The sequence below is a fragment of the Duganella sp. P38 genome (assembly GCF_050859475.1).
Taxonomy (GTDB): domain Bacteria; phylum Pseudomonadota; class Gammaproteobacteria; order Burkholderiales; family Burkholderiaceae_D; genus Rugamonas.
The window spans coordinates 4,100,655-4,127,174 of record NZ_CP193936.1 but is presented as its reverse complement, the minus strand read 5'-3'; the positions used below and the strand labels follow the sequence as shown (position 1 = coordinate 4,127,174).

At 66.9% G+C, this 26,520-nt stretch carries 20 protein-coding genes and 1 pseudogene; 12 read left to right on the top strand and 9 right to left on the bottom strand.

The annotated features are described in order from the left end of the window. Nucleotides 1–471: 471 nt before the first annotated feature. Nucleotides 472–2,232, top strand: a complete 1,761-nt coding sequence (locus tag ACRQ5J_RS19075; protein WP_432378913.1) for a glycoside hydrolase family 2 protein — start codon at nt 472–474, stop codon at nt 2,230–2,232. Nucleotides 2,233–2,248: 16 nt separating this feature from the next. Here ACRQ5J_RS19075 and ACRQ5J_RS19070 read toward each other — a convergent pair whose 3' ends face one another. Continuing rightward, nucleotides 2,249–2,713 (bottom strand): MarR family winged helix-turn-helix transcriptional regulator, encoded by a 465-nt coding sequence (locus ACRQ5J_RS19070; RefSeq protein ID WP_432378911.1) that lies wholly within the window; start codon nt 2,711–2,713, stop codon nt 2,249–2,251. 35 nt (nt 2,714–2,748) lie between these two features. Here ACRQ5J_RS19070 and ACRQ5J_RS19065 point away from each other — a divergent pair, with 35 nt between their 5' ends. Further along, nucleotides 2,749–3,453 (top strand): siderophore-interacting protein, encoded by a 705-nt coding sequence (locus tag ACRQ5J_RS19065; RefSeq protein WP_432378910.1) that lies wholly within the window; start codon nt 2,749–2,751, stop codon nt 3,451–3,453. 7 nt (nt 3,454–3,460) lie between these two features. Beyond that, nucleotides 3,461–4,687 (top strand): Bcr/CflA family efflux MFS transporter, encoded by a 1,227-nt coding sequence (locus tag ACRQ5J_RS19060; protein WP_432378908.1) that lies wholly within the window; start codon nt 3,461–3,463, stop codon nt 4,685–4,687. 36 nt (nt 4,688–4,723) lie between these two features. Here the strand turns inward: ACRQ5J_RS19060 and ACRQ5J_RS19055 are convergent, their stop codons facing one another. Beyond that, nucleotides 4,724–5,611 (bottom strand): LysR substrate-binding domain-containing protein, encoded by an 888-nt coding sequence (locus tag ACRQ5J_RS19055; RefSeq protein WP_432378906.1) that lies wholly within the window; start codon nt 5,609–5,611, stop codon nt 4,724–4,726. 91 nt (nt 5,612–5,702) lie between these two features. Between ACRQ5J_RS19055 and ACRQ5J_RS19050 the strand changes: the two genes are divergently transcribed. Both ACRQ5J_RS19050 and ACRQ5J_RS19045 read left to right on the top strand, forming a co-directional pair. Continuing rightward, nucleotides 5,703–7,223, top strand: coding sequence for an MFS transporter (locus ACRQ5J_RS19050; protein WP_432378904.1), 1,521 nt, complete (start codon nt 5,703–5,705; stop codon nt 7,221–7,223). Next, nucleotides 7,135–8,046, top strand: a complete 912-nt coding sequence (locus ACRQ5J_RS19045; protein WP_432378902.1) for a phytanoyl-CoA dioxygenase family protein — start codon at nt 7,135–7,137, stop codon at nt 8,044–8,046. The genes ACRQ5J_RS19050 and ACRQ5J_RS19045 overlap by 89 nt, the downstream gene beginning before the upstream one ends. On the opposite strand, the gene ACRQ5J_RS19040 is transcribed toward ACRQ5J_RS19045, so the two are convergent. Further along, nucleotides 8,029–9,297 carry an MFS transporter gene (locus ACRQ5J_RS19040; protein WP_432378900.1) on the bottom strand — a complete coding sequence of 423 codons (1,269 nt, stop codon included), beginning with the start codon at nt 9,295–9,297 and terminating at the stop codon, nt 8,029–8,031. The genes ACRQ5J_RS19045 and ACRQ5J_RS19040 overlap by 18 nt on opposite strands. A gap of 33 nt (nt 9,298–9,330) precedes the next feature. Next, a pseudogene (locus ACRQ5J_RS19035) lies at nt 9,331–9,853 on the bottom strand (2Fe-2S iron-sulfur cluster-binding protein). Between the two features lie 229 nt (nt 9,854–10,082). Between ACRQ5J_RS19035 and ACRQ5J_RS19030 the strand changes: the two are divergent. The 6 genes from ACRQ5J_RS19030 (at nt 10,083) to ACRQ5J_RS19005 (ending at nt 19,359) form a co-directional block, all read left to right on the top strand. Beyond that, complete coding sequence (locus ACRQ5J_RS19030; protein WP_432378899.1) at nt 10,083–10,580, top strand: gluconokinase; 498 nt, start codon at nt 10,083–10,085, stop codon at nt 10,578–10,580. Between the two features lie 38 nt (nt 10,581–10,618). After that, nucleotides 10,619–13,741, top strand: a complete 3,123-nt coding sequence (locus tag ACRQ5J_RS19025; protein ID WP_432378897.1) for a TonB-dependent receptor plug domain-containing protein — start codon at nt 10,619–10,621, stop codon at nt 13,739–13,741. An 11-nt stretch (nt 13,742–13,752) separates the two neighbouring features. Further along, nucleotides 13,753–15,120, top strand: coding sequence for a gluconate:H+ symporter (locus ACRQ5J_RS19020; RefSeq protein WP_432378895.1), 1,368 nt, complete (start codon nt 13,753–13,755; stop codon nt 15,118–15,120). Nucleotides 15,121–15,124: 4 nt separating this feature from the next. Further along, nucleotides 15,125–18,163 carry a glycosyl hydrolase family 28-related protein gene (locus tag ACRQ5J_RS19015; RefSeq protein WP_432378894.1) on the top strand — a complete coding sequence of 1,013 codons (3,039 nt, stop codon included), beginning with the start codon at nt 15,125–15,127 and terminating at the stop codon, nt 18,161–18,163. Continuing rightward, nucleotides 18,156–19,034: an alpha/beta hydrolase gene (locus ACRQ5J_RS19010; RefSeq protein WP_432378892.1), complete on the top strand. Its 879-nt coding sequence runs from the start codon at nt 18,156–18,158 to the stop codon at nt 19,032–19,034. The genes ACRQ5J_RS19015 and ACRQ5J_RS19010 overlap by 8 nt, the downstream gene beginning before the upstream one ends. A gap of 79 nt (nt 19,035–19,113) precedes the next feature. Then, nucleotides 19,114–19,359 (top strand): hypothetical protein, encoded by a 246-nt coding sequence (locus ACRQ5J_RS19005; protein ID WP_432378890.1) that lies wholly within the window; start codon nt 19,114–19,116, stop codon nt 19,357–19,359. Here the strand turns inward: ACRQ5J_RS19005 and ACRQ5J_RS19000 are convergent. Further along, nucleotides 19,349–20,371 (bottom strand): GNAT family N-acetyltransferase, encoded by a 1,023-nt coding sequence (locus ACRQ5J_RS19000; RefSeq protein ID WP_432378889.1) that lies wholly within the window; start codon nt 20,369–20,371, stop codon nt 19,349–19,351. The genes ACRQ5J_RS19005 and ACRQ5J_RS19000 overlap by 11 nt on opposite strands. A 161-nt stretch (nt 20,372–20,532) precedes the next feature. On the opposite strand from ACRQ5J_RS19000, the gene ACRQ5J_RS18995 reads away from it, so the two are divergent. Next, nucleotides 20,533–21,561, top strand: coding sequence for an ATP-grasp domain-containing protein (locus ACRQ5J_RS18995; protein WP_432378887.1), 1,029 nt, complete (start codon nt 20,533–20,535; stop codon nt 21,559–21,561). Between the two features lie 3 nt (nt 21,562–21,564). Here ACRQ5J_RS18995 and ACRQ5J_RS18990 read toward each other — a convergent pair whose 3' ends face one another. Genes ACRQ5J_RS18990 through ACRQ5J_RS18975 form a run of 4 tightly spaced genes read right to left on the bottom strand, consistent with a single transcriptional unit; the run spans nt 21,565 to nt 26,512 of the window. Beyond that, nucleotides 21,565–23,031, bottom strand: coding sequence for a glycosyltransferase family 2 protein (locus ACRQ5J_RS18990; RefSeq protein WP_432378886.1), 1,467 nt, complete (start codon nt 23,029–23,031; stop codon nt 21,565–21,567). Beyond that, nucleotides 23,028–24,257: a glycosyltransferase family 4 protein gene (locus ACRQ5J_RS18985; RefSeq protein WP_432378884.1), complete on the bottom strand. Its 1,230-nt coding sequence runs from the start codon at nt 24,255–24,257 to the stop codon at nt 23,028–23,030. Before ACRQ5J_RS18985 ends, ACRQ5J_RS18990 begins: the two co-directional genes overlap by 4 nt. Further along, complete coding sequence (locus ACRQ5J_RS18980) at nt 24,257–25,450, bottom strand: O-antigen ligase family protein (protein WP_432378882.1); 1,194 nt, start codon at nt 25,448–25,450, stop codon at nt 24,257–24,259. Before ACRQ5J_RS18980 ends, ACRQ5J_RS18985 begins: the two co-directional genes overlap by 1 nt. Next, entirely contained in the window at nt 25,451–26,512 is a 1,062-nt protein-coding gene (locus ACRQ5J_RS18975; protein WP_432378881.1) for a glycosyltransferase, read from the bottom strand. It abuts the gene before it with no gap. Between the last annotated feature and the right edge of the window lie 8 nt (nt 26,513–26,520).

The following is a 26,520-nucleotide window of genomic DNA, read 5'->3' as shown; positions in this document are numbered from 1 at the left end:
TCGCACAAGCGCCAGCCGGCCGACTCGCGCACCGTGCGGATGCCGAACTGGCGCAGCAGCGCGTAGTCTGCGCGCGCACGATCGAGGTGGCCGGTGCCGGCGTTCATGTCGAGCGCGCGGCCGGCGTGATTGACGTGGTCGGCGCCTTCGTAGCCGGCCTGCCAGAACGTGGCGAACGGCGGTGCGGCGTCGATGCGGGGCGGTGCGGCAGGGGGCATGGCGTGTCCGGTGGGTGTGGGGCGCGCCAGGTAGCTCATCTGTATTGCGGTCCAGCCGGCGCGCGCTTGCTGGTGGCGATGAGAATGTGAATCCATGCTAGGCGGGTTTCACTTTTACCCCCGCTCGGTACCAATAAGAAACAGGGATCGCAGGCCAATGCGCAACGGATTTCTGCGCGGAATTGAGTTATCTCCCCGCCGCCGCCTGAACGTTGTTACGATGCCCGGCACACGACGACAAGCGGAGGCATGTATGGCTCAGTTTGAATATCCGCGGCCCCAGCTGCGGCGCGACGCGTGGCAGCCGCTCAACGGCGAATGGGATTTTTGCTTCGACGATCAGCGCCGCTACCGCCATCCCGGCGACGCCATCGCCTGGAGCCACCGCATCGCGGTGCCGTTCGCGCCTGAGAGCGAACTCAGCGGTATCGCCGACCAGGGCTTCCACAGCGTCTGCTGGTATCGCCGCCTGTTCACGCTGGACACGCGCAGCGCACGCACCATGCTGCACTTCGGCGCGGTCGATTACCGCGCCACCGTCTGGGTCAACGGCATTCTGGTGGCCGAGCATGAAGGCGGGCACACGCCGTTCCAAGCCGACATCACCGATGCGCTGCTCGACGGCGAGGAACAGGCCGTGGTGCTGCGCGCCGAGGATGATCCGAGCGACCTGGCCAAGCCGCGCGGCAAGCAGGACTGGCAGCTCGAACCGCACTCGATCTGGTATCCGCGCACCACCGGCATCTGGCAGACCGTGTGGCTGGAGCCGCTGCCGGCGACGTATGTGCGCTCGCTGCGCTGGACGCCGACCTTCGACAACTTCGAGATCGGCTGCGAGGTGCTGGCCGGCGGCGATATCTCGCAGCCGCTGTCGGTGGAGGTGCGGGTGCTGCACAACGAGGTGCTGCTGGCGGCCGACCGCTACCTGCTGGTCGGGCAGGAAGCCAACCGCAAGATCGTGCTGTCCGATCCCGGCATCGACGATTCGCGCAACGACCTGCTGTGGAGCCCGGAACGGCCGACGCTGCTCGACGCCGAGCTGACGCTGTACCACGGCGACGAGGTGGTCGACGTGGTGCACTCGTACACGGCGCTGCGCTCGGTGGCGATCAACCGCGACCGCTTCATGCTCAACGGCCGGCCGTACCACCTGCGGCTGGTGCTGGACCAGGGCTACTGGCCGGAGTCGCTGATGACCGCGCCGTCGGACGCGGCCCTGCGGCGCGACGTCGAGCTGGCCAAGGAGATGGGTTTTAACGGCGTGCGCAAGCACCAGAAACTGGAAGACCCGCGCTACCTGTACTGGGCCGACAGGCTGGGCCTGCTGGTGTGGGGCGAAATGCCGTCGGCCTATGCCTTCAGTTCGCGTTCGATGACGCGGCTGGTCCGCGAGTGGACCGAGGCCATCGAGCGCGACTACAGCCACCCGTGCGTGATCGTCTGGGTGCCGTTCAACGAGTCATGGGGCGTGCCCAACCTGACCTCGCGCCAGGCGCACCGCAACGCGGTGGAGGCGCTGTACCACCTGACGCGCATGCTCGACGCGACGCGGCCGGTGATCGGCAACGACGGCTGGGAGGCGTCTGCCACCGACATACTCGGCATCCACGACTACGACGGCGATCCGGAAAAACTGGGGGCGCGCTATGCGGTCAACGATCCGGTGCGGCAGCTGTTCGACCAGCGCCGCCCGGGCGGACGCATCCTGACGCTGGACGGCTTCCCGCACCGCGGCCAGCCGATCGTGCTGACCGAGTTTGGCGGCATCGCCTACGATCCCAACGCGCCGCAAGGGCATACCTGGGGCTATTCGCGGGCCGGCGACGCCGACAGCTATCTGGCGCGCTACCGCGCCTTGCTGCACGTGGTGAACGAGACGGTGATGTTCAGCGGCTTTTGCTACACGCAATTCGCCGACACCTACCAGGAAACCAACGGCCTGCTGAACGCCGACCGCTCCCCCAAGGTGCCGCTGGAACAGATCAGCGCGGCCACGCGCAACGTGCCGCACTGAGCGGCCCGGCGCCAACTTACCCGGCGGCGTCGGCCGCCTCCAGGTTGGCGCGGATCTGCCGCAGCAGCAGCCCTAGCTGGCCCAACTGGGCCGCGCTCATGCCGGCCACCGCCAGGCCGGACGCCTGCGCGCCGAGGTCGTTCAGGCTGTGAAACACCTTTTCACCTTGCTCGCTGAGCGACAGGCGCGTGATGCGGCGGTCGGCCGCGTCGGCCACCGCATCGAGCAGCTTCTGGTCGCGCAGGCCCTTCAGCAGGCGCGCCAGCTGCGCCTTGTCGCGCCCGGAGTGGGCCGCCAGGTCGCCCTGCGTGGCGCCCGGATGGCGGAAGAAAAAGCCCAGCGCCTTGTATTCCAGATGGGTCAGCTCATGCGGCGTGTCGCGCAGGCCGCGCAGCTGGCGCGCCCGGTACAAATGCATGATCGAATGGATATCGTCGAACACCTGTTCGGATTGGTTGACTTTATTAACTTTGTTGGTCATAATGTGGACATTATCAACTAATTCTGGAGCAGATGATGAGTGGTCGGATTCAACGTGTGCGGCACGAACTCAAACTGCGCGAGCTGCAAGTAGTCAAGGTTGAGCAATTGGCACCGAACTACGTCAGCGTAACATTCAAAGGCGAGACCTTACACGATTTCGTCTCGGCATCCTATGACGATCATGTGAAATTCTTCGTCAGCGAGGAGGCCCGCCGCGATTTTACGCCACGCAGCTATGACAATGCGGCCGGCGAGCTGGTTATCGAATTCGCGCTGCACGCCACCGGCGCGGCGTCGGACTGGGCGCGCCAGGCGGCGCCGGGACAGACCGCCGCGATCGGCGGCCCGCGCGGCTCGATGGTTATCCCGATGGACTATGCCTGGCACGTGCTGGCGGGCGACGCCAGCGCGCTGCCGGCGATCCGCCGCCGCCTGGAAGAACTGCCGGCCGGCGCGCAGGTGCAGGTGCTGGTGTGCGGCGACGAGGCGGCGGCGCTGCCGTTCCGCAGCGAGGCGCAACTGACGCTGCAACGCTACGCCGACAGCGCGGCGCTGCTGGCCGCCATCCGCGCGCTGCCGCTGCCGGCCGGCGAAGGCTTTTTCTGGTTCGCCGGCGAGGCCGCCGTGGCGGCGCAGGTGCGCGACGCCGTGTTCGGCGACAAGGGCCACCCGCGCGACGCCGCGCGCATCTCGGCATACTGGAAGCAGGGCGCTTCCGGCCACCACGAAGACCTCTGATAGCATCATGGCACGTCAATACATCGCAACGGGATCGCCGTTCTACATCGTCATGCTCGGTTTGCTGTCGGCCTTGCCGCCGCTGGCCATCGACATGGGCCTGCCGGCCATTCCGGCGCTGCAATCGGCGTTCGGCGTCGGCATCGGCGAGGCCACCCGCACGCTGACCGTTTTCCTGCTGGGCTTCTCGGTCGGGCCGATCCTGTTCGGCCCGCTGTCTGACCGCTATGGTCGCAAACCGGTGCTGATCTTCGGCATCGGCCTGTTCTCGCTGGCCGCTGTCGCCTGCGCATATGCCGGCTCCATCGGCGCCTTGCTGCTGTTGCGGCTGATTCAGGGCGTCGCCGCCGGGGCGGCGGCCGCGCTGCCGGCCGCCATCGTGCGCGATGTGTTCAGCGGCCACGCGGCGCTGTCGCGCCAGTCCTACGTGGCGCTGGTCAACGCCGTGGCGCCGCTGGTGGCGCCGCTGTTCGGCGCGGCGCTGCTGCAATTTGGCAGCTGGCGCATGGTCTACGGCTGCCTGGCCGTGGTCGGCCTGGCGCTGTTGCTGTTGGGCGTGCTGGGCTATGAGGAAACGCGGCCGCGCCAGGCCGCGCAGCGTGCCGGGCAGAACGTTTTCAGCGCCGCCGGCGCCGCCTATGGCCAGGTGCTGCGCAACAGGCATTACCTGATCCACGCCGGCCTGCTGGCAGCGTCGTTCGGCGCCATGTTCGCCTACATCACCGGTTCGTCGGCGGTGTTCATCGACATGCTGGGCGTCTCGGGCGGCGCCTATGGCGCGCTGTTCGCGCTGACCGCCGCCGGCACCATCCTCGGCGCGGCGGCCGGTGCGCGCCTGGCGCGCCGCTGGGGCGGCGGCCGCCTGCTGGCGGCCGGCGTGATCGCTTCCGCCGTGGTCAGCCTGCTGCTGCTCGGCGTGGCGCTGGCCGGCGCCGGCTCGGTGGCGGCGATCGCGGCCTGCGTCCTGTTGAGCAATGTCTGCGCCGGCGTCGTCATGCCGAACGCGACGCATCAGGCGCTGACCACGGTGGGCCATGTCGCCGGCAGCGCGGCCGCCTTGCTGCGGTCGATGCAGATGCTGGCCGGCGCCGCCGCCGGCGCGCTGGTCGGCCTGCTGGCCGGCAATCAGCTGACGGTGATGGCGGTGGTCATGACGCTGTCCTCGATGCTCGGTCTGGCGCTGCTTGGCGCCCGTCATCTGCTGCTGGGCAAGGCCGAACCGGCCGCGGTGTGATTGCAGCGAACGGCGCCGGCGGCCGGGCGCGCGGCATCAGCCACGCAACGCATCCAGCACCAGCTTGAACGCCAGCGAGGACTGGCGGCGGCTGGCGTAGTACAGGTGGTAGCCCGGCCACAGCGGGCACCAGTCGCGCAGCACGCGCACCAGCGCGCCATCCTCCACATGGGCGGCCACCATGTCTTCCGGCACATAGGCGATGCCGTAACCGGCCAGCGCCGCGCGCAGCCGCGAAGAGCTGTTGTTGAACACCCACTGGCCGTCGACGCGCACGTTCAGCGGCTCGCCGTTCTGCTCGAACTCCCACACCATCAGATTGCCATGCGTCGGCAGGCGCAGGTTGATGCAGCTGTGCTGCTGCAAATCGTGCGGCGTGCGCGGCTTGCCGCGGCGCGCGAAATAGTCGGGCGTGGCCACCAGCGCCATGCGCAGGTCGGGGCTGATGCGCACCGCCACCATGTCTTTTTCCACCTGGTCGCCAAGGCGCACGCCGGCGTCGAAGCGCTGCGTGACGATATTGGTCATGCCATAGTCGACGTTGATTTCAATGCGCACCTCCGGGTAGTCGTGCATCACCGGCGCCAGCTTGGGCCACAGCACGTGGTTGGCCGCGTGCTCGGCGGCGGTGATGCGGATGGTGCCGGCCGGCTTGTCGCGCAACTCGCTCAGCGAGGCCAGCTCCTGCGTGATCTCGTCAAAGCGCGGCGCGGCCGTGTGCAGCAGCCGCTCGCCGGCTTCGGTCGGGCTGACGCTGCGCGTGGTGCGGGTCAGCAGGCGCAGGCCGAGCCGCGTTTCCAGCCCGCGTATGGTATGGCTCAGCGCCGATTGCGAGACGCCCATTTTGGCCGCCGCACGGGTGAAGCTGCCTTCGCGCGCCACGGTCACGAAGGCCAGCAGGTCGTTGAAATTTTCATGTTCCATTAATGAGTTCTCCTCATAGGCTCATGCTGATTATAGTGTCTTATCGCCACAATGATGTCGCTTTAAACTGGCTGCATATTGGGAGAGGAACATGAACAAACGCGCCATCCTGGCCATTATCCTGTTCAGTTACGCGATGATTGTGCTGGATACTTCGGTGGTTCTGACCGGGCTGCCGCAGATCCACCGTGAACTGGGCTTCAGCGACAGCGGCCTGGCGTGGGTGCAGAGCGCCTACACGCTGACTTTCGGCGGCTTCCTGCTGCTGGCGGCGCGCGGCGGCGACATTGCCGGCCGCCGCCGCATGCTGGTGGCTGGACTGGCGCTGTTCACGGTGGCGTCGCTGGCGATCGGCGCGGCGGCCTCGCCGGCGCAACTGGTGCTGGCGCGTGCGGTGCAGGGCCTGGGCGCGGCCATCCTGGCGCCGTCCACGCTGGCACTGCTGCAAACCACGTTTGCCGAGGGCGCCGAGCGCACGCACGCGGTCTCGCTGTACAGCGCCACCGCCGGCATCGCCGCCAGCGTCGGCCTGGTGCTGGGCGGCGTGCTGGCCGAGTGCTTGTCGTGGCGGGCCGGCTTTCTGCTCAATCTGCCGATAGGCGCGGCGATGATCTGGGCGGCGCTGCGCTACATTCCCGAAAGCCCGCGCAGCGTCGGCCAATTCGATGTGGCCGGCGCGCTGACCTCGACTGTCGGCATGGGCGCGCTGGTGTATGGCTTTATCCGTTCCGCGGGCGCCGGCTGGACCGATCCGCTGACGCAAGGCGCGCTGCTGGCCGGCCTGCTGTTGCTGGTGGCGTTCGTCATCAACGAGCGCGGCGCCGCGCAGCCGATCATGCCGCTGCGTTTATTGGCCAACCGCCAGCGGGCCTCGGCATATGCGGCGCGCGTGCTGTTCCTGGGGGCGATGATCGGTTTCTTTTTCTTCACCACGCAATACCTGCAAGCGGTGCGGCACTATCCGCCGTCGCTGACCGGCCTGGCCTTCCTGCCGATGACGCTGGTGAACTTCGCGGTGGCGCTGCAAGTGCCGCGCCTGACGCGCCGCCATGGCAATGCGCGGCTGCTGGCGGCGGGGCTGGCGGTGTGCTTCGCCGGCATGGCATGGCTTAGCCGCGTCGAGGCCGGTAGCGCGTACTGGCTGGCGGTGGCGCTGCCGATGGTGCTGATCGGCGCCGGGCAGGGCATGACGCTGACTCCGCTGACGGCGGCCGGCATCGCCGGCGTGCCGGCGCGCGATGCCGGCGCCGCCTCGGGCGTGGTGAATGTGGCGCACCAGCTGGGCAATTCGCTGGGGCTGGCGGTGCTGGTGGCGCTGGCCGGCGCCGGCGCGCGCGGCCTGCACGGCGCGGCGCTGCTGGCGCACCGCGTGACCACGGCGCTGAGCGCGTCCAGCGCGTTCCTGCTGCTGGCGCTGCTGTTGATGGCGCGGCTGGGATGTGGCAAAAAGTCGGTATTGAGGCAGCGCAGTCGTAGCAACGCGACGCGCCTCACAATGGAGCCTCCATCGACAGGAGACTGCCATGCGCGCCGATATCCTCATCCATCCCGAACGGGACGATTATCCGGCGGCCGACGATCTGCCGGCCGTGCGTGCGCACTTCGAGCGTGAAGGCTATGTGGTGATCCGGCGCTTGCTGCCGCTGGCGGCGTGCGAGCTGGCGCGGCAGGCGTTCCTGCGCGAAGTGTGGCCGGCGCGGCGCGCCTACTTCAAGCGGCACGCGTCCGGCAGCTACGAGCGCAACGTCTACACCGAGCATGGCCACATGAAGTATCCGATCATGAATTTGCAGGACATCGGCGGCCGCCGCTTCCGCCAGTTCCGCCAGCGCGGGCTGGAGCTGCTGACGCATCCGCAGCTGCGGCGGCTGATGCGGCAGATGTTCGACGAGCCGGCGCGGCTGGTGCACACCATGTACTTCGACGGCAACCAGGCCACCTGGGCGCACCGCGACGGCGACTACTTCGATTCCTCGGCCCGGGGCCGCATGATCGGCGCGTGGGTCGCGGCGGAGGATATCCATCCCGATGCCGGCCGCTTCTACGTGGTGCCGGGCAGCCACCGCGCGCTGGTCGGCGACATCGGCGACCCGAACGGCGCGCGCTACAGGCAGCAGCTGGCCGGCGCCGTGCGCGACGCCGTGGCGCCGGCGATGAAGCAGGGCGATGTGATCCTGTGGTCGGCGCTGACGGTGCACGGCAGCCTGCCGACCGTCGATGGCCGCCACCCGCGCCGCTCCTTCACCGGCCACTATGTGCCGGACTCGCAGCCGCTGCGCCGCTATCTGAGCAGCGCGCCGACCGACCGCTATATCGCCGTCAACAACGTACCCGTCGTGCTGCACGAGGACAGCCACACGCTCGGCGGCGTGCTGAAGGCAACGTTGAAGTCCGACTACCCGCTGCTGTATGCGGTGCTACGCGCGCTGCGCTGAACGGATGAACAGCGAAGTGACGATGCCGACCACGCACACGCCGATGACGTAGTACGCCGGCCCAAGCGCATCGTTCTTCAGCATCAGCGTCACCACCACCGGCGTCAGGCCGCCGAAGATGGCGTAGGACAGGTTGTACGAGAACGACAGCCCGGAGAAACGCACCTGCGCCGGGAACGCCTGCACCAGCACGCACGGCACGGCGCCGACCACGCCAACCGCGAAGCCGGTCAGGCCGTACAGCGGCAGCAGCAGGTCGGGCCGCTTGTGCAGCGTGGTGTAGAAAATGTAGGTGCACACGGCCAGCAGCGCCGCGCCGGTCAGCAGCACCGGCCTTGCGCCCAACCGGTCGGCCAGCACGCCGTAGACGATGCAGCCGACCGCCAGGCACAAGGTGGCGACGGTGTTGGCCAGCAGCGAAGTGCGGGCGTCGATGTGATACAGCTTTTGCAGCAGCGCCGGCGTCATCAGGATCACCACCACGATCCCGGCCGACAGCATCCACGTCAGCAGCATGGAGACGGCGACCGCGCCGCGATGGCTGCGCAGCACGGCCTTCAGCGGCATTTCGGCCGCCAGCGCCTTGCGCTGCGCCATCTCGGCGAACACCGGTGTTTCGTGCAGCCAGCGGCGCAGGTACATCGCGCCCATGCCGAACACGCCGCCCAGCAGGAACGGCCAGCGCCAGGCGCCGGCCAGCACGTCGTCCGGCTGGTACACGGTGTTGATGCCGGTCGCCACCAGCGAGCCAAGCAGGATGCCGACGGTGAGGCCGGCCGTCAGCGTGCCGCAGGCGTAGCCGGTGTGCCGCGCCGGCACGTGTTCGGCAACGAAGACCCAGGCGCCCGGCACCTCGCCGCCGACCGCGGCTCCCTGGAATACGCGCATCAGCAGCAAGAGCAGCGGGGCGGCCAGGCCGATGCTGGCGTAGGTCGGCAGCAGGCCGATGGCCAGCGTCGGCACAGCCATCATCAGGATCGATAGCGTGAACATGCGCTTGCGGCCCAGCAGGTCGCCGAAGTGCGCCATGACGATGCCGCCCAGCGGCCGCACCACGTAGCCGGCGGCGAAGATGCCGAAGGTTTGCAGCGTGCGCAGCCAGTCAGGCATTTCCGGCGGAAAGAACAGCTGGCCGATGGCGTTGGCGAAAAAGACGAAGATAATGAAGTCGTAGAATTCAAGCGCACCGCCCAGGGCCGCGAGAGAGAGTGTTTTGTAATCCTGGCCGGTCAATGGGCGTGCTGCGGTCATGTGCTGTCTCTTGTTGTTGGTGCTCCCCGGATATTACAGCATGCGCTGCACCAGCATATTGCGGATATTGCTGATGGCGGCAGCCGGATTGAGTCCTTCCGGGCAGACGTCGGCGCAGTTCATGATGGTGCGGCAGCGGAACAGGCGGTAGGCGTCGTCGAGATTGTCGAGCCGTTGTTCCAGCGCGGTGTCGCGCGAGTCGGCCATGAAGCGGTAGGCCTGCAGCAGGCCGGCCGGGCCGACGAAACGGTCCGGGTTCCACCAGAAGGTGGGGCAGGCGGTGCTGCAGCAGGCGCAGCACGATAGGCTGCGCCACTTCCTGAATGTTGGTAACGCAGGCCAGCCGGTTCTTGCCATTGATGTTCATGGCGTCCGAGCCGCACACGCCCTCGCGGCAGGAACGGCGGAAAGCGAGGCTGTCGTCGATTTCGTTCTTGATGTGGGTGACCAGGTCGAGCACCATGGCGCCCTGGTGGCCGCGGACGCTGTACGCTTGCATGCGCGGCGCGCTGTCCTGGTCGGGATCGTAGCGGTAAATATGCAGTTCGACGGCCATCGCCTCGCTCCTATGAAAACCTGTTGGACCGTTGCGGCGGCACTACGTTCATGGTGCGGCGCAATATGAATTTTTCTTTACAAATTCCTACGTTAAGCTAAAGTTCGTATAAATGATAACGCTATCTTTGCGTTGAAAAGACTTCCCGATACCTGATTGATAGGCGGCTTTACACAGAGCCGCCGCTTTCGGAATATCTATGTTAGCGCTATCTAAGCTTGGAGGATGGATGCAAAGTACCCGCTGGGTGGTGATGGGCGTGAGCGGCTGCGGCAAGAGCACGATCGGGCAGGCGCTGGCGGCGGCCGAGGGCGTGCCGTTCGTCGAGGGCGACCAGTATCACCCCGAGGCCAATGTGGCCAAGATGTCGGCCGGCCTGCCGCTCAACGACGACGACCGCGCCGATTGGCTACTGGCCTTGCAGGCGCAGATCAGCGCGGCGCGCGCGCGCGGCGAGGGGCTGGTGGTGTCGTGCTCGTCGCTGAAGCGGCGCTACCGCGATTTGCTGCGGCAGGGCGATCCGGCGCTGCGCTTCGCTCACCTGAATGGCCCGCAGGAGCTGATCTCGTCCCGCATGCGGGCGCGCGTCGGCCATTACATGCCGCCGTCGCTGCTGGACAGCCAGTTCCGCGACCTGGAGCCGCTGCAACCCGACGAAGCCGGCCTGACGCTGGACATAGAGACACCGCCCGTTGATCTGGTGACGCAGATCCAGGGCAGTAAGTAAGCACAAGATAAGCACAAAAAAACTATATGGAGACTCACATGACTACACTGAAAACCCGCAATACCATCATGCGCCTGGCCGTGGCCAGCGCCTGCGGCTGGCTGGCGATGACCGCCGCTCATGCGCAACAGACCGCACCGGCAACGGCCGCCGCCGAAGCGGCAGCCAATGCGGCGCAAGCCGCCGGCCTGGCCGCCCCGGCCGCTACCCAGGCCGAGCCGGCTGCTGCACCGGCCGCTACCCAGGCCGCGCCGGCTGCTGCACCGGCCGCGCAGGCCGCCGTCCAGCCCGTGCAGGGCGCCGCGCCGGACGCGCCGGCCGAGGCGGAGGCCGCAGCCAAAGTCGACAACGTGGTCACGGTGTCCGGCTCGCGCATCTCCGCGCGCGGCTTCAGCCAGCCAACGCCGACCACGGTGCTGGGCGCCGAAGACCTGGCCAAGACCGCCAAGCCTAACCTGTTCAACGCCATCGCCGAACTGCCGGCCCTGCAGGGCAGCACCGGCCGCACCACCAGCACCAACAGCACCTCCAGCGGCATCCAGGGCCTCAGCTCGCTGAGCCTGCGCGGCCTCGGCCCGATCCGCACGCTGACGCTGCTGGACGGCCAGCGCGTGGTCGGCGCCAACGTCACCGGCGTCACCGACGTCAGCCAGTTCCCGCAACTGCTGGTCAAGCGCGTCGACGTGGTGACCGGCGGCGCCTCCGCCTCCTACGGCTCGGACGCCATCGGCGGCGTGGTCAACTTCATCACCGACAAAAAATACGAAGGCTTCAAGGCCAAGGTGGAAGGCGGCCAGACCTCCTACCACGACGACAAGAACGGCTCGATCCAGGCCGCATGGGGCAAAGCCTTCATGGACGACCGCCTGCACGTGACGGCCAGCGTCGAATATGGGCGCGAGAAGGGCATCGAGTCGCCGGGCTTCGGCGAGGTTGGCCCCAATGGCCGCACCTGGTACAAGAATCCGGCGTACCAGGTACGCCCGCTGAGCGCCACCACCGACGGCAAGCCCCAGTACACCGTCATCGAACACGCGCAACAGTACCAGTACGCCAAGTACGGCCTGATCACCAGCGGACCATTACAGGGCACCGCGTTCGGCCCTAACGGCCAGCCGTATCAGTTCCAGTACGGTTCCGGTGGCGTGCCGACCGGCACCGGTGCAGTCACCGGTTGCGTCAACCCGTTCTGTGTCGGTGGCGATCTGAGCGGCAGCGTCGGCGCCGGCACCAACCTGGCGATGGACCTGACCCGCCAGGTCGGCTACACCCGCGTCGGCTTCGACATCAGCCCGGATCACGAAATCTACATGACCGCCAACTTCGGCAAGGTCAAATCGCACTTCTCGCCGAATCCCGGCGCGGCCAAGAACGCCAACCTGACCATCCAGTGCGACAACCCCTACCTGCCGGCGTCGATCGTGGCGGCCTGCGCGGCCAACAACATCAGCAGCTTCCAGTACGGCACCGCCAACGCGCAGTTCCCGGAAAATATCAACGTCCACCCGACCCGCGAAATGCGCCGCATGACGCTCGGCGCCAACGGCCGCTTCCCGGCCTTCGGCAAGGAATGGACGTATGACGCCTACCTGGAGCGCGGCATCAACTTCACCGACATCATCGTCCACGACATGACGCTCAATGCGCGCTACAACGCCGCCATCGACGCCGTGCGCCTGGCCGACGGCAGCATCGTCTGCCGCAACCCGGTGGCGCGCGCCTCGGGCTGCGTACCGATGAACATCATCGGCAATGTGCCGGTCAGCGCCGCCACCTGGGGCTACGTGGCGCCGGGCTACGGCCCGCAGCAGCACACCCGCCAGCAGCAGGACGTCGGCAGCTTCAATATCAACGGCGAGGCGTTCGATTCGTGGGCCGGCCCGGTTGCCGTGGCGGCGGGCGCCGAATGGCGCCGCGAGAGCTATCGCGTCAGCGGCGACCCATACGGCAACGGCTCGACCGGCGACACGCCGAACAACGCCAACTATCCGGCCGACCCGCTGCTTAACGCCACCGTCGGCAACAACTGGTACGCCGGTAACTACCACAACGCCTCCGGCACCTACAATGTGCGCGAAGCCTACGTGGAGCTGAACGTACCGGTGCTGAAATCGGCCACCTGGGGCGAGGCGAATATCAACCTGGCCGACCGCCACACCCACTACAGCACCTCGGGCCACGTGGAAAGCTGGAAGCTGGGCGCCAACTGGAAGACCGGCATCGACGGCCTGCGCTTCCGCGCCGTTACCTCGAAGGACGTGCGCGCGCCCAACCTGAGCGAGCTGTATGCGGCGCAGGTGGTGGTCAACAACATTGTCCAGTACCAGGGCAACACCGTCACCGTGCAGCAGCGCACCGTCGGCAACACGCGTCTGCGCCCTGAAATCGCCCGCAACAACATCTTTGGCATCGTGCTGGATCGCCCGTCCTGGGCGCCGGGCTTCAGCGCCTCGCTGGACTACTTCGACATCAAGGTCGATGGCGTGATCTCGTCGCTGACGGCGCAGCAGGAAGTGGACCTGTGCGTGGCCGGCAACCAGGAAATCTGCGGCGCCATGTCGCTTAACAATCCGGTCGCCACCAACAACTACGTGACGGTGCAGGCGTTCAATCTGGCCTCGCTGCGCGCCAAGGGCTATGACCTGGAAGGTTCGTACCGCATGAACCTGAAAGACTGGAACCTGCCGGGCCGCTTCACGGTGCGCGCGCTGGTGACGCGCAATATCAGCTTCCTGACCGATCCGGGCGTGGTGGGCACCATTCCGTCTGAGGGCGCCGGCAATAACCTGGGCAACACGCCGCGCTGGAAAGGCCTGGCTTCGCAGTCGTGGGACACCGATAAATACAGCCTGACGCTGACCGAGCGCTGGGTCAGCAGCGGCAAGTACAGCAACGAGTTTATCGAGTGCCAGACCGATTGCCCGGTATCGACCGTGACCCGGCCGACCATCTACAACAACCACATGAAGGGCGCCTTCTACGTGGACCTGGGCGGCACCTGGAAGTTCTCGGACAAGGCCACGGCCTTCTTCAAGATCGACAACATCGGCAACGTCGATCCGGCGCCGGCGCCGCAGACTAACCTGAGCTACGGCATCAACCCGGCGCTGTACGATGTGATCGGCCGCGTGTACCGCGTCGGCATGCGCTACAACTTCTAAGCGCAGCCACGATGGCCATCACCAGTCCGCTGGCGTCGCTCCTCGGAGTGACGCCGGCAGCGTGGGCGCTGATCGCCGTGGCGCTGTCGGTCGGCTCGCTGACATTGCTGATCGCCTGGGCCAAGGTGCAGCCGCTGCTGGCGTTCGTGGTGGCCGCACTGGCCGCCGCGCTGCTGCTTGGCATGCCGGTCGAGAGCATCCCCAGGTCAATCGACAAGGGCATCGGCGACCTGCTTGGCTCCCTGATCGTCATCGTCTGCCTTGGCGCCGTCTTCGGCAAGCTGATTGCCGACAGCGGGGCGGCGCAGCGCATCGCCAGTTACCTGATCGGCGTATTCGGCTCGGCGCGCATGCCGGTGGCGCTGACGCTGACCGGCTTCGTCGCCGGCATCCCGCTGTATTACAACGTCGGCTTTGTGCTGCTGGTGCCGCTGGTATTCTCGCTGGTGTACCAGAGCGGCCGGCCGGCGGTGGCGATGGCGATACCGCTGCTGTGCGGGCTGTCGATCGCGCACGGCTTCCTGCCGCCCCATCCTTCGCCGACGGCGCTGGTGGCGCAGTTCCATGCCGATATGGGCCGCACGCTGTTGTACGGCATGCTGGTGGCGGTGCCGACGCTGATCATCGCCGGTCCGCTGTTCGCCATGACGCTGAAGCGCATCGAAGCGGCGCCGGCGCCGATGTTCCGCACCGGCCTGCGCGACGAGGCCGGGCTGCCCGGCGTCTTCAATAGCTTCGCCACAGCGCTGCTGCCGGTGTGGCTGCTGGCGGCGGCGACCTGCGCCAGCGCGGCGCCGATCTCCGATCCGGCGCTGAAGTCGGTGGTGGCCTTCCTCGCCAACCCCATGATCGTGATGCTGATCGCCTTGCTGGTGGCGGTGTTCACGCTGGGCGTGGCGCGCGGGCAGAAGCTGGCGGTGCTGATGGCCGGCGCGCAGGACGCGCTGCGCGATATCGCGCCGATATTGCTGGTGATCGCCGGCGCCGGCGCGTTGAAGCAGGTGCTGGTCGATTCCGGCGTCAGCGCGCAACTTGGCACGCAGCTGGCGCAGTTGCCGGTGCCGCCGCTGGTGCTGGGCTGGATCGTGGCGACGCTGATCCGCATCTGCCTCGGCTCCGCCACGGTGGCCGGGCTGACGGCGGCCGGCATTGTGGCGCCGGTGGTGCAGGCCTCCGGTATCGATCCGGCCCTGATGGTGCTGGCGATCGGCGCCGGCAGTTTGATGTGCAGCCATGTGAACGATTCCGGCTTCTGGATGTTCAAGGAATACTTCGGGCTGTCCCTGAAAGACACCTTCCGTTCGTGGACGCTGATGGAAACGCTGGTCGGCGTGTTCGGGCTCATTTTCGTGCTGATTCTTTCTGCCTTTTTAGGATAAACAGATGAAACCAATGTTGAATGTGATCGCGGCCACGGTGTTGGCCGTGCCGCTGCTCGCCCATGCGGCCTCCATATCCGCCTACCAGAGCACGCCCGACGACCCGCGCGCGGTGAAGGTGAAAGCCGTTGGCGACGGCCGCAGCGACGATAGCGCCGCCATTCAGGAAGCGCTCAACGCCGCGTCCAACAAGGGCGAGGGCGGCGTGGTGTTCCTGCCGTCCGGCCGCTATCGCATCACGCGCTCGCTGCTGGTGCCGCAGGCGGTGCGGCTGTACGGCGTCGGTCCGACGCGGCCGGTGCTGGTGCTGGGCGCGAATACGCCGGGCTTCCAGAAGGGCGTGGCGAACATGGTGGTGTTCACCGGCGGCGACCAGTACACGGTGGGCAAGGTGCCGGTGCCGGTGAAAAGCGCCGTGCCTTACAGCGAGAATGTGCGCGATGCGAATTCGGCCACCTTCTATTCGGCCATGAGCAATGTGGATTTTGAAATCGGCGACGGCAATCCGGCCGCCGCCGCCGTGCGCTTGCGCACAGCGCAGCATTCCTACCTGAGCCACATGGACTTCCACATCGGCTCCGGGCTGGCCGGCGTGTACATGGTCGGCAACGAGAGCTTCGACCTGAAATTTTACGGCGGCCGCTATGGCATCCTGACCGAGAAGACGTCGCCGGCGTGGCAGTACACGCTGATGGACTCCACCTTTGAAGGCCAGCGCGAGGCGGCGATACGCGGCCACGAGGCCGGACTGACGCTGGTGAACACCACCATCCGCAATACGCCGGTCGGGATTGAGATCAGCCGCGGCTACGGCGACTGGTTGTGGGGCAAGGATGTCCGGTTCGAGAACGTGTCCAAGGCCGCTGTGGTAATCAGCAACGAGGACAATGTCTATACGCAGGTCGGCTTCGATAACGCGCTGGCGAAAAACGTGCCGGTGTTTGCGCGCTTCCGCGACAGCGGCAAGACCGTGGCCGGCTACGGTCCGCAGTATCAGATCAGCGAATTCAATTACGGCCTGATGCTGCCGGGATTGAACAGCGTCGGCAAGTTCGCCACGCACGTCAAGGGCGCGTCGCTGAAGGCGCTGCCGGCCGCCCGCACGCCGGTGATGCGCAGCCTGCCGGCCACCGCTCAATGGGCCAGCGTGCGCGGCTTCGGCGCGGTGGGCGATGGCGTGACCGACGACACGGCGGCGATCCAGAAGGCCATCGACAGCCAGCGCGTGGTGTATCTGCCGCAAGGCTTCTACATGGTGCAGGACACGATACGCCTGAAGCCCGACACGGTGCTGATTGGCCTGCATCCCGGCGTGACGCAGCTGGTGCTGCCGAACGGCGCGCCGGCCTATGCCGGCGCCGATGGCCCGAAAGCGCTGCTGGAAAGCGCGAAGGGCGGCGATGCCATCGTCACCGGATTTGGCCTGGCCACCGGCGAGATCAACCCGCGCGCGACGGCGCTGTTGTGGAAGGCCGGCGCGGCGTCGCTGGTGGATGATATCCGCATCCAGGGCGGCCATGGCACGCGCCTTTACGACGGCAAGCGCCGCGATCCTTATCAGAAGACCGCCAACTTCGATCCGGTCCAGCATTGGGACCGCCAATATCCAAGCATCTGGGTAACGGATGGCGGTGGCGGCACCTTTATCGCCTGCTGGTCGCCGAGCACTTTCGCGCAGGCGGGCTTCTATGTGTCCAACACCAAGACGCCGGGCAAGGTGTACGAACTGTCGGCCGAACACCATATCCGCGCCGAGATCGTGCTCGATAATGTGGAGAACTGGGAGTTCCTGGCGCCGCAGACGGAGCAGGAGGTGCGCGACGGCATGGATGCGGTGTCGCTGGAAATCCGCAATTCGCGCAACATCACGTTCGCCAACTACCACGCTTATCGCGTCACGCGTTCGCTCAAGCCGGCGGTAGCGGCGGTGAAGATGACCAACTCGGAGAATATCCGCTTCCGCAATGTCCACGTGAATGCGGAAAGCGGCTACGCCACCTGCGATGAAAACGGCTGCGATACCTATCTGCGCGCCAGCAAATTCCCGTTCGAGAATACCTTGCAGGACCTGACCAGCAAGCAGGAAGTGCGCGAGCATGAATTCGCGGTGCTGGACATCGGCCCGGCCAAGCCGCGCGGCGCCGCCCCCACGCCTGCCGGCACATTCGCCAACGCCAAGGTGGAAAAGCTGGAAGGCGATTTCTACTCCATCGCCGGCGCAGCGGTGGACAGCAAGGGCAAGCTGTATTTCGTCGACCGCCGCTTCCATCGCATCTATAGCTGGAGCAGGGAGGGCGGCCTGGCGGTGGTGCGCGATGCGCCGCTGGACACGGTGAATCTGGCGATCGACAACAGCGGCGCGATCATGGCACTGTCCTCGTTCGGGCCCGAAGGCACGGTGTATTCGTTCGACCCCGCGCAGCCGGCAGGCCCGGTCACAGTCATCAAGCCCACGCCCGCCAAGCCGCATGCCGGCGCGCGCACGGTGGTTCCGGTGAATTTCTGGCAGAACGGTGAATTCCGCGATCAGCTCAACTTCGATACCTACGAATTCACCACGCTGGCCGAAATGTTCGCGCGCGACGTGGCCTTGCCCAAGCAGCGCGAGTACGTCTCGCCGGACGGCAGCCTGGTGCTGCCGGCCTACCGCGTGTTCAAGCAGGGACCGGCCGATCATCTGGGCTGGCGCTGGTCGGATACGCTCGACACCTATGGCCTGGTGTCGGCCGGCGCCAATGGCCGCGTGGTGTTTACCAACGGTTCGGAGAACCGCACCTTTAGCGGTGTGATCGGCGCCGGCGGCGGCATCACGGACCTGAGGCTGGCGGCCAATCGGGGCGGGGAAAGCGCGGCGGTCGACCGGAACGGCAATGTGTATGTGGCCAACGGCCAGGTGTTCGTGTACGGGCCCGATGGCAAGGAGATCGGCCGCATCGATGTGCCGGAACGCCCGCTGCAACTGATCTTCGGCGGCGCCGGCGGGCGCACGCTGTTCATCCTCACCCATCGCTCGCTGTACGCGGCCGGAGGCTTCGATGCGTAAGGCGTTTGCATTGGTGTTGCTGGCGCTGTGCGCGCATGCGGGCGCGCAGCAGGTGGCCATCTGGCCGGACGGCGCGCCCGGTTCCGGGCAGCGCCGCAATGAGGCGGAGAAGGTGGATCAGGTCTACATCAGCAATGTGCACGCGCCGTCGCTGACGGCGGTGCCGGCCAATCCGCGCCATGCGAACGGCGCGGCGGTCGTCATCGCGCCGGGCGGCGGGCATCGCATGCTGGTGTTCCAGAACGAGGGCATGCTGGCGGCCAGGTCGCTCAACCGCGTTGGCGTCAGCGCCTTTGTGCTGAAGTACCGGCTGGCGCGCGATGAAGGGTCCAGTTACTCGATTGAGAATGACGCCGCCGCCGATTTGCGGCGCGCGGTGCGCTGGGTGCGCGCGCATGCGAAGGAATATGGCGTCGACCCGCAGCGGGTTGGCGTGATGGGCTTTTCGGCTGGCGGCGAACTGATTTCGCTGGTGGCAGACAATCCCGAGCCGCAAGCGGCGCGCAAGACCGACGCCATCGACAGCTTCAGCGCGCGGCCGGATTTCCAGGTGCTGGTGTATCCGGGGCCGCTGGGCTCGCCGGGCAAGGCGGTACAGAATGCGCCGCCGGCGTTTATCGTCGCCGGTTCCAGCGACAAATGCTGCATGCCGCCCGCGCTGGCGCTGTACCAGCAGTTGATCGGCGCCGGCGTGTCGGCCGAGCTGCACCTGTACGCCGACACCGACCACGCCTTCAACATGGGCCAGCGCTCGGAACGTCTTTCCGATGAGCATTGGCCGGACCGCTTGCATGACTGGCTCAGTGACGGCGGATGGTTGATTCCACGCAACAGCGCTATACCACAGGGTGTACCATCGCCGTCACCTTAGTTGTAACAGTGCGTTACCGCACGGCAGGGCCTACGGTAGAATCCGAGAATTGGATATTGTCCATATTCAGGAGGCAGTAATGTCTACCACGCAAACTTTCCGCCCGGACTATCAATCGTCCGAGGTGGTGGAGGCCGGCATCGAGCGTGCCGACCGTCTTGGCCCCCAGAGCGGCGCCGCGTACCTCAGCACGCGCGGCGTGCTGGAGAACGTGATCAAGCGGGTTATTTCTGAGCCGGAGCATCGGCGCAACCCGGGGCGCCTGCGTTCGCGCGACGAGCGGCTGGCCGAGGAAGCATCCCGCTTCACCAAGTTTATGCCCTGAGGAAACTCTTCAGGCGGCGCAGCTGGAACTGCCAGCCGCGCCCGAGTAGTTGCAAGCCCAGCGGCGCCAGACGCAGCCGTTGTATCTGGCTGCGATAAATCAGTACATCGCTTAGCGTGCGCGGCTGTCCCCCCAGACGGAATTTGTACGCCTCCTTTCCCCATCCAAAGTTAAATTGCCGTATTTCATGCGTTTCTATGCATGCCGCGCACATCAGGTAGGCGCACAGAAAGCCCAACCGGTACAAGTCATAGGCGGGGTCGTGCGCGAGGAAGCGGGCGCTGACCACATCGCCGTTGCGGTAGCAGATGGAACCGCCACAGCATCGCCCGCCGATGCTGGCCACGCCGACCATGCCGCAGCGCGCCACCATCCGCATCACCCGCGTTTCCTCGCCCGCGTCCAGCTGCATGGCGTGGCGCCAGCGGCTGCTGCGCGCGCGGTGCAGCGCGAGGATGGTGCGCACGTGCTGCGGGTCGACATGGTCTTTCTCCGCCACGTGAAATTCAAACGACGGATGCTCGCGGCGGATTTTGTTGAAGCGGTTTTTTAGCAGCGAACGGGTGCAGGAGCCGAGGCTGTTCAGGTAGTTGTCCTTGTTATCGGGCAGCGTCAGTACGCTGTCCTGTTCGCATTCGACGCGTTGGGTGAGGGCATCGGCCGGTGCGTCGTCCATGCGCACGGCGCGCAGCAGCACGGCTGCCGGTGGCTGGGCGCTGCCGAATATGTGCGTGGCGAAGCGCTGTGCTTCGTTCATCGTCAGCGGAATGCCTTCGTTGAGCACGCGAACGATGGGGCCGTCGCGGTGGTATAGCAGCAGCGTGGTCGGCTGCGCGTCTCGACGGGCGACATAGGTGCTGGCCTGTTCGGTCAGTCCGTAGATTTCGAAATGCGGCAGCGACGAGTAGCGGCCGGCGTGCAGCCGCGCCAGTTCATGTTCGGCGTAGTCGGGGATGTGGTCGGGATAGCTGTGGCATTCGACGATGCCGGGAGAGATGCGGGCCGGTTTCATGGACGCTCCTTTCAGGGCGGGTGGAAGTCCATTCTAGGCAGGCCGGTGGCGGTTGGCGTTTATGCCGGCGCAAGCGCGCGGGCGCGCACGTTTGATGCGGCTCTAGTGGCGCGTGCGCGGCGCCGCTACGCTGGACGCTTTCGTTTCACAGGAAGACCGTCATGGCCGCCCCTTATCCTACGGTATTGCTGCTGGGCGTGGTGCCGTCACTGACGTGGTCGGTGGCGCGCTGTCTGCGCCGCGCCGGCCGCGCGCCGGTGGTGCTGGCCTGGCATGCCTGCTCGCCGATGATGTGGACTGGCGACTGTGCGCGCTACCGGCGCTGGCAGGGGCTGCTGCGGGACGGCGCGCCACTCGATATTTCGGCCTTGGCGCAGGTGCGGCAGGTGTGCGATAGCGAGGGCATCGATCGGGTGCTGGGCGCGGATTACGATACGGCCCTGTTGCTGGCGCATGCGCCCGCGTCTGCCCGCATTCCGGCTTGCGCGGTGCCAAGCGCGTCCACCATCACGACCTTGCACAACAAATGGAATTTGACGCGGCTGCTGATGGCGACCGGCTTGCCGGCGCCCGACAGTGTGCGCGTGGAGGATGCGCAGGGGCTGTTGGCCCATCCGCTGCTGTATCCGATCATCACCAAGCCGCTGGACCGCTGGGCCAGTGTCGGCTTCCAGATGCACCGCAGCCGCGCAACGCTGGAGCGCACCTTGGCGCGTGGCCGGCTGGCGGCCGGCTATCCGTTGATCGCGCAGACATTCGTGCCGGGCTGGGATGTCGGGGCATCGTTCCTGGCGCGTCATGGCAGATTGGCGGCTTGCTCGGTGTTCCGCCATACGCGGCGCGGTGAGCGGACGTTTTATTCGAGCGTGCGGGTGCGCGAGTATGTGGAACGGTTTGTGGATGCTTGTGGGTACAGCGGCGTCGGGCATCTGGATTTGCGTTACGATCCTTCGCTCGACAGTTACTTTATTCTGGAGCTGAATCCGCGCTTTTGGGCCTCGTTGCTGTATGCCGAGCGGGCGGGTCTGAATTATCCTGATCTGCTGTTGAAGCTGGAAGAGGGCTTGCCTGAGCGGCCGGCTGGCCCGCGCCCCGGCAGGGTGCGGCTGGCGGGCTATGAGCGGGCGATGATGTTGTCGACACGATGGTTCAGTAGCGCGTATGAGGGCCTGACCGGCGCGCGGCTCTAAGGCTTAGTCCCTGCGTGTGGGGATCCAGTCGCGCTGGCGGCGACGCAGGTAGAGTGGGATTTTTCCGCAGACGTAGATGATGATGCTGGCCAGCCGGCGCGCTGGCAGCAGGTCGCGGCCGTGCAGGGCCCAGTTGGCGAGCAGGGACAGCAGCAGGATGGTCAGCGGTAGTAATAGCATCAGCCAGGGCCAGGCTTGGCTGGCGATCAGCCATGTCAGCGGCGGGGCGAGGCTGGCCAGGGCGGTCAGCACCAGCAGAAGGCTGAGGGGCGGGATGCAGAGGTCGAGCGCTAGCGAGGCATAGCGCCAGTCGCGCCGGTGGATTGCGTTGAGCAGATGACGCGGCGCATGGCGGGTCAGCAGATGCAGATGGCCATGTTCCCAGCGGGTGCGTTGTGCGCGCGCGCCTTCTGCGTTGCTGGCGAAATTGCTGTGGATGATGGCTTCGTGGCAGTACACCGGCGCGTGACCGTGTGCTGCCAGCGCGAGGCCGAGCGCGAGGTCTTCGGCCAGATGGTTGGTCAGCTCGACCGCTTGCAGCGCGGTCCACGGGAAGGCCATGCCGCTGCCGGTCAGCTGGCAGGCCATGCCCAGCCGCTCGCGGCCCAGCGCCCGCAGCCCATTCTTGACGCGCCAGGCAAACTCCGCTGCTCCCCACCGCGCCCCCTCCATGCTGCCCGCACCGTCCGCGCGCATCGCGCCACCTGCACCGTCGGCGCAGTCCACGCGCAGCGCGCCACCCGCATCGGCGGCACCGTCCACGCGCAGCGTGCCACACGCACTGTCGGCGCAGTCCACGCGCATCGCAGCACTCGCACCGTCGGCGCCGTCCGCGTGCTTCGCGCCATCCGCGTCATTGGCACCTTCGGTTCCAGCCGCGCTATCCGGGCCACCTATGCTCTGCGCGCTGCGTGTTCCCGATGGGCTGCGTGCGCCTGATTCGTTGTGGGCGGCTGTGGGGCGGTTGTGCATCAGGTAGCGGCCTTGCGCGGGGCGTCCGCTGGTATGGCAGCGATGGGCAAGCCAGGTCAGCGCTTGAGGACCCAGCGTGCAGTCCGCATCGATGCAGATAACGATCGCGGCCGGCCACCGTGCCAGCCAATGCAGGCCGAACGACAGCGCGCATGCTTTGCCGCGCACTCCGGGTTCATTGCGCTCGATGACCGTGACGTTCCCGGCGGCGCGGGCAACGGCCGCGGTGTCGTCGCTGCAATTATCGGCGACGACGATCAGCCGGTCCGCCGGCGTCATCTGGCGCTGGATCGCCCGCAATGTGCCAAGAATCCCGGACGCTTCATTATGCGCCGGCACCAGTATGGCCAGCGGCGCGCGCTCGACCAATAACGGCGTGCCGCGCCGACCCGCTGGCAATGCGGCCAACAACTGCGCGCACAACAGCAGCACCGGCACGTACAGCACCAGTAGCGGGAGACATAGCAGCATCGGCAGCGAAAACAGCGTCGCGGTCATGATGGGCTCCCGATGGCGATGCTGCGCTCGAAATGACACCCCAGTTCCCGGACCTCATGCGCCAGGTTGTGACGCCGCAGCACGATATCGCGCCCCCGTCCGCCCATGCGGGCCATGTCTGCCAGCGGCGTGCGGCAGACGTCTTCCAAGGCCCGCGTCAGCGCGTCCAGATCGCCTGCCGGCACGAGCCAGCCATTCCAACCTGGCATCACCAGCTCCGGAATGCCAGCGATATATGTGCTGACGACCGGCCGCCCCAACGCCATCGCTTCCATTAGCACCACCGGCAAACCTTCTGCAAAACTCGGCAGAACCAGCGCGCGCGCAGCCAGAATTTCAGCGCGCACCTCTTCGCCACTGAGCCAGCCCGTGATGCGCACCGAATCATGCACACCAAGCCGGGCGACTTGCGCGCGCAACGCCTCGCGCAACTCGCCATCGCCGGCCAGCACCAGTTGCATAGAAACGCCCACCGCCCGCAGACGTGCAACCGCCTCCACCAGCAGCAGTTGCGCCTTCTGCGGGCACAGCCTGCCGACGCAAACCAGTCGCGGTGCGTGCGGCAACGGCGCCGCCTGCGTGGCGCCATATGACGCATCCACTCCGCAGCGCACCAGCCGCAGCTTGCCCCACTCGCCATGCGGCAGGATGCGGTACAACTGGCTGAGACCATAGCTGCTGACCGCCACCGCAAACGCCGCCGGCCGTATCTTTTCCTCCAGCTTCCAACCGCCGGCATCATCAAACTCTTCGGGCCCGTGAACGGTAAAACTGTAGGGAAGCCGGACCAGCATGGCGCCCAGCATCGCCACCTCGGCCGCATTGGTGCCGAAATGCGCATGCAGGTGACGCCCACCCACATCACGCAGCAGCCGCGCCAGTTGGCAGGCCTCCAGCAGATATACCAGGTGATAGGCGAGCGGGCGTTGCGCGCGCCAGCCCAGCCGCAGCGCATGCATGGCCGCGCGCAGGAAGCGGCGCGGATGGCGCGTCAGCAGCACCAGCCCGGCCACGGCAAGGCGCAGCGCTGTGCCAGCCGCATGCTCGCCGAGCAGATAGCATGTGCGTTGCGCCTCGTCTTGGTCTGCCGGGTCGGGCAGCGGCTCTTTGCTGCGCCGAAGCGCGAAGCACCGCACCTGCCAGCCCTGCCGCTCCAGCTCGCGGATTTCACGGCGGATGAAGCTATGGCTGGTCTTGGGATACTGATTCAACACGTACACCAGCATCATCGCTCCCTCACCGAAAAACTGCCGGCAAAAAACCAGAAATACCAGTTGAACGACAGGTAGTACAGCATATTGTCCGACCACGACGTCAGGATGTAGGCCAGCACGGTCGCTATTACGATCACCGCCGCCGCCCAACTGGCCGCCATCAGCCAGAGCCGGTGCAACACGCGCCAGAACAGCCAGCCGTAGGCAGTCAATCCCAGCACGCCTGTCTCGAAATACAGCTGGACGTAGACGTTGTGCGGGTCCCAGCTGTCCTGTCCCGGCAGCGGGAAAAAGCGCGGCGAATAGAAGCGGAACGATTCCAGCCCGTAGCCATGCAGCCAGTGCAGGCCATCCATCCAGTTCAACCCGGCCCGCCAGAGCAGCACGCGCCAGGCATAGGAGTTCAGCTGCCCCTGCGCGTCATAGGCACCGGCGGCGATGTCGGCCAGGCGCAGGCGCACGTCTTCGTTGAGCAGCAACAGCGCGGGCGCGACCAGCGCGTACAGCAGGAAGCGGCGTTCGACCAGCAAGCCGTAGACGATGAACAGCGTCATGCAGCCGGCCCAGGCGCTACGGGTCCGCGTCAGCACCAGCAGTATCAGCAGGAGCAGCATGTAGAACCACATCAGCCGCCGCGCCAGTGGCGCCGGTTGCGCCACACGCAGCAGGTACAGCAGCAGCGCCACCATCAGCAGCAGATAGAAGGCGAAGATGTTCGGGTGGCTGAAAGTGGCTTGCAGGCGCTGGCCGGCCTCTGCGTGCGCCAGCTCGGCCAGTGCCCAGCAGGCCGGCAGCAGCGATGAGCAGAGCAGCAGTCGCAGCCAGCGCAGCCGCGCGCGGGCGTCGCGGATCAGCCAGAACGGCAGCGCATAGGCGGCGCAGTACGAGGCTTGCACCAGCGCCAGCCGCAGCGCGCCGGCGGTGTCCGGCGCCACTGCCGCCGACGCCAGCCCGGCCAGCAGGAATGGCCCCCACGCCGGCAACACAATCGCCGCCAGCGGGTACGGCCGCAGCAGGGCCAGCCGCAGCGCCGCCAGCAGCATCAGCGCGTTCAGCAGCGCCCCGGGGCCCATGCCGCCGCCCCGGTCGCGCAGTTCGTCCAATAGCGGGTCGCAGCTGGCGCGCAGCAGCAGCAGGACGGCGCACAAGCGCATCGCCCAGCCGGGCTGGCGCACCGATGGCAGCGGCGGCGCGTACGGCGTCATTCAGGCTGCTTTCAGCAATGCCCGGCCCGGCAGTCGCCGCAGCAGCCAGGAGCGCAAGGTCAGCCATTCGCCGGTTTCGGCCGGGTATTGGCGGCGGAAATGCGCGTAGCGCAGCAGCATGCATGGCAGACTGCGCCTGGCCAGTGTGTGGCGGTAGCGCAGTTCGCGTTCCAGCTGCGACGATGCGCCCAGCCCGCGCCGCAGCGCGCCGGCGATGACGTGGAACTGGGCGTCGAAGTCGGGGCCGTCCGGCAGGTCGAGCAACTGGCCGCCATGGTTGCAGAACGGCGCCGGGTCGAAGTCCGGCAGTGCGTGGATGCGGCAGAAGGCGCGCGCCAGGTAGCGCGAGATGCGCAGCGACAGCCGGACCTGTTCGCGCGTGCGCATGCTGCTGACGTTGGCCGCGTGCCAGCGATAGCGGATCAGCGGCCGGCCCAGGTTGACGCACAGGCCCAGCAGCGCGAGCTGGCCGAACATCAGGTAGTCCTCGGCCAGGCCGTCCACCTGCGGCTGCTGTTCGTCCGGCAGCATGCCGAGGAAATCGCGGCCGTACTGGGCGCCGAGGCGGCCGATCTGCGCCCGGTCCATGGTCAGCGCCGGATGCGAGATTGGATTGCGGAACAGGCTGGCAGCGGTCAGGCGGGCGCTGCCGATCGGCAGCCTGAGCTGGCCGATCCTGGCGTCGCTGGCGTCGATCAGCTCGGCTTGGCCGCTGATGACGGCCATGCCCGGATGCTGGGCGAAGCCGGCCATCGTCTGCGCCATGCGGTCGGGCAGGCAGAGGTCGTCGGCGTCGTGGCGCATCACGTAGCGGCCGTCGCAGCGCGCCAGGCCGAAATTGAGCAGTTCGGCCAGGCCGCTGGTGTAGGCGCCGTCGTGCACTTCGATGCGGCGGTCGGCGTCGGCATGGCGCTCGGCTACTTCGCGGCTGCCGTCGGTGGAGCCGTGGTCGAGGATCAGCAGCCGCCAGTCGCGCACGCTCTGGCGGCGGATGCTGGCGATGGCCGCGCCGAGGTAGGGCAGGCCGTTGCGCACGGGCAGCAGGACGTCGATGCGCGCCATGCCGTCTC

Coding starts and splice junctions, on each gene's coding strand:
- ACRQ5J_RS19000 (WP_432378889.1), bottom strand. CDS start 20,371: ATGAAACCGGCCCGCATCTCTCCCGGCATCGTCGAATGCCACAGCTAT.
- ACRQ5J_RS19010 (WP_432378892.1), top strand. CDS start 18,156: ATGCGTAAGGCGTTTGCATTGGTGTTGCTGGCGCTGTGCGCGCATGCG.
- ACRQ5J_RS18975 (WP_432378881.1), bottom strand. CDS start 26,512: ATGGCGCGCATCGACGTCCTGCTGCCCGTGCGCAACGGCCTGCCCTAC.
- ACRQ5J_RS19045 (WP_432378902.1), top strand. CDS start 7,135: ATGCGCGCCGATATCCTCATCCATCCCGAACGGGACGATTATCCGGCG.
- ACRQ5J_RS19065 (WP_432378910.1), top strand. CDS start 2,749: ATGAGTGGTCGGATTCAACGTGTGCGGCACGAACTCAAACTGCGCGAG.
- ACRQ5J_RS19020 (WP_432378895.1), top strand. CDS start 13,753: ATGGCCATCACCAGTCCGCTGGCGTCGCTCCTCGGAGTGACGCCGGCA.
- ACRQ5J_RS19075 (WP_432378913.1), top strand. CDS start 472: ATGGCTCAGTTTGAATATCCGCGGCCCCAGCTGCGGCGCGACGCGTGG.
- ACRQ5J_RS19060 (WP_432378908.1), top strand. CDS start 3,461: ATGGCACGTCAATACATCGCAACGGGATCGCCGTTCTACATCGTCATG.
- ACRQ5J_RS19005 (WP_432378890.1), top strand. CDS start 19,114: ATGTCTACCACGCAAACTTTCCGCCCGGACTATCAATCGTCCGAGGTG.
- ACRQ5J_RS19070 (WP_432378911.1), bottom strand. CDS start 2,713: ATGACCAACAAAGTTAATAAAGTCAACCAATCCGAACAGGTGTTCGAC.
- ACRQ5J_RS18990 (WP_432378886.1), bottom strand. CDS start 23,031: ATGACCGCGACGCTGTTTTCGCTGCCGATGCTGCTATGTCTCCCGCTA.
- ACRQ5J_RS19015 (WP_432378894.1), top strand. CDS start 15,125: ATGAAACCAATGTTGAATGTGATCGCGGCCACGGTGTTGGCCGTGCCG.
- ACRQ5J_RS19040 (WP_432378900.1), bottom strand. CDS start 9,297: ATGACCGCAGCACGCCCATTGACCGGCCAGGATTACAAAACACTCTCT.
- ACRQ5J_RS18985 (WP_432378884.1), bottom strand. CDS start 24,257: ATGCTGGTGTACGTGTTGAATCAGTATCCCAAGACCAGCCATAGCTTC.
- ACRQ5J_RS19050 (WP_432378904.1), top strand. CDS start 5,703: ATGAACAAACGCGCCATCCTGGCCATTATCCTGTTCAGTTACGCGATG.
- ACRQ5J_RS19055 (WP_432378906.1), bottom strand. CDS start 5,611: ATGGAACATGAAAATTTCAACGACCTGCTGGCCTTCGTGACCGTGGCG.
- ACRQ5J_RS18995 (WP_432378887.1), top strand. CDS start 20,533: ATGGCCGCCCCTTATCCTACGGTATTGCTGCTGGGCGTGGTGCCGTCA.
- ACRQ5J_RS19030 (WP_432378899.1), top strand. CDS start 10,083: ATGCAAAGTACCCGCTGGGTGGTGATGGGCGTGAGCGGCTGCGGCAAG.
- ACRQ5J_RS18980 (WP_432378882.1), bottom strand. CDS start 25,450: ATGACGCCGTACGCGCCGCCGCTGCCATCGGTGCGCCAGCCCGGCTGG.
- ACRQ5J_RS19025 (WP_432378897.1), top strand. CDS start 10,619: ATGACTACACTGAAAACCCGCAATACCATCATGCGCCTGGCCGTGGCC.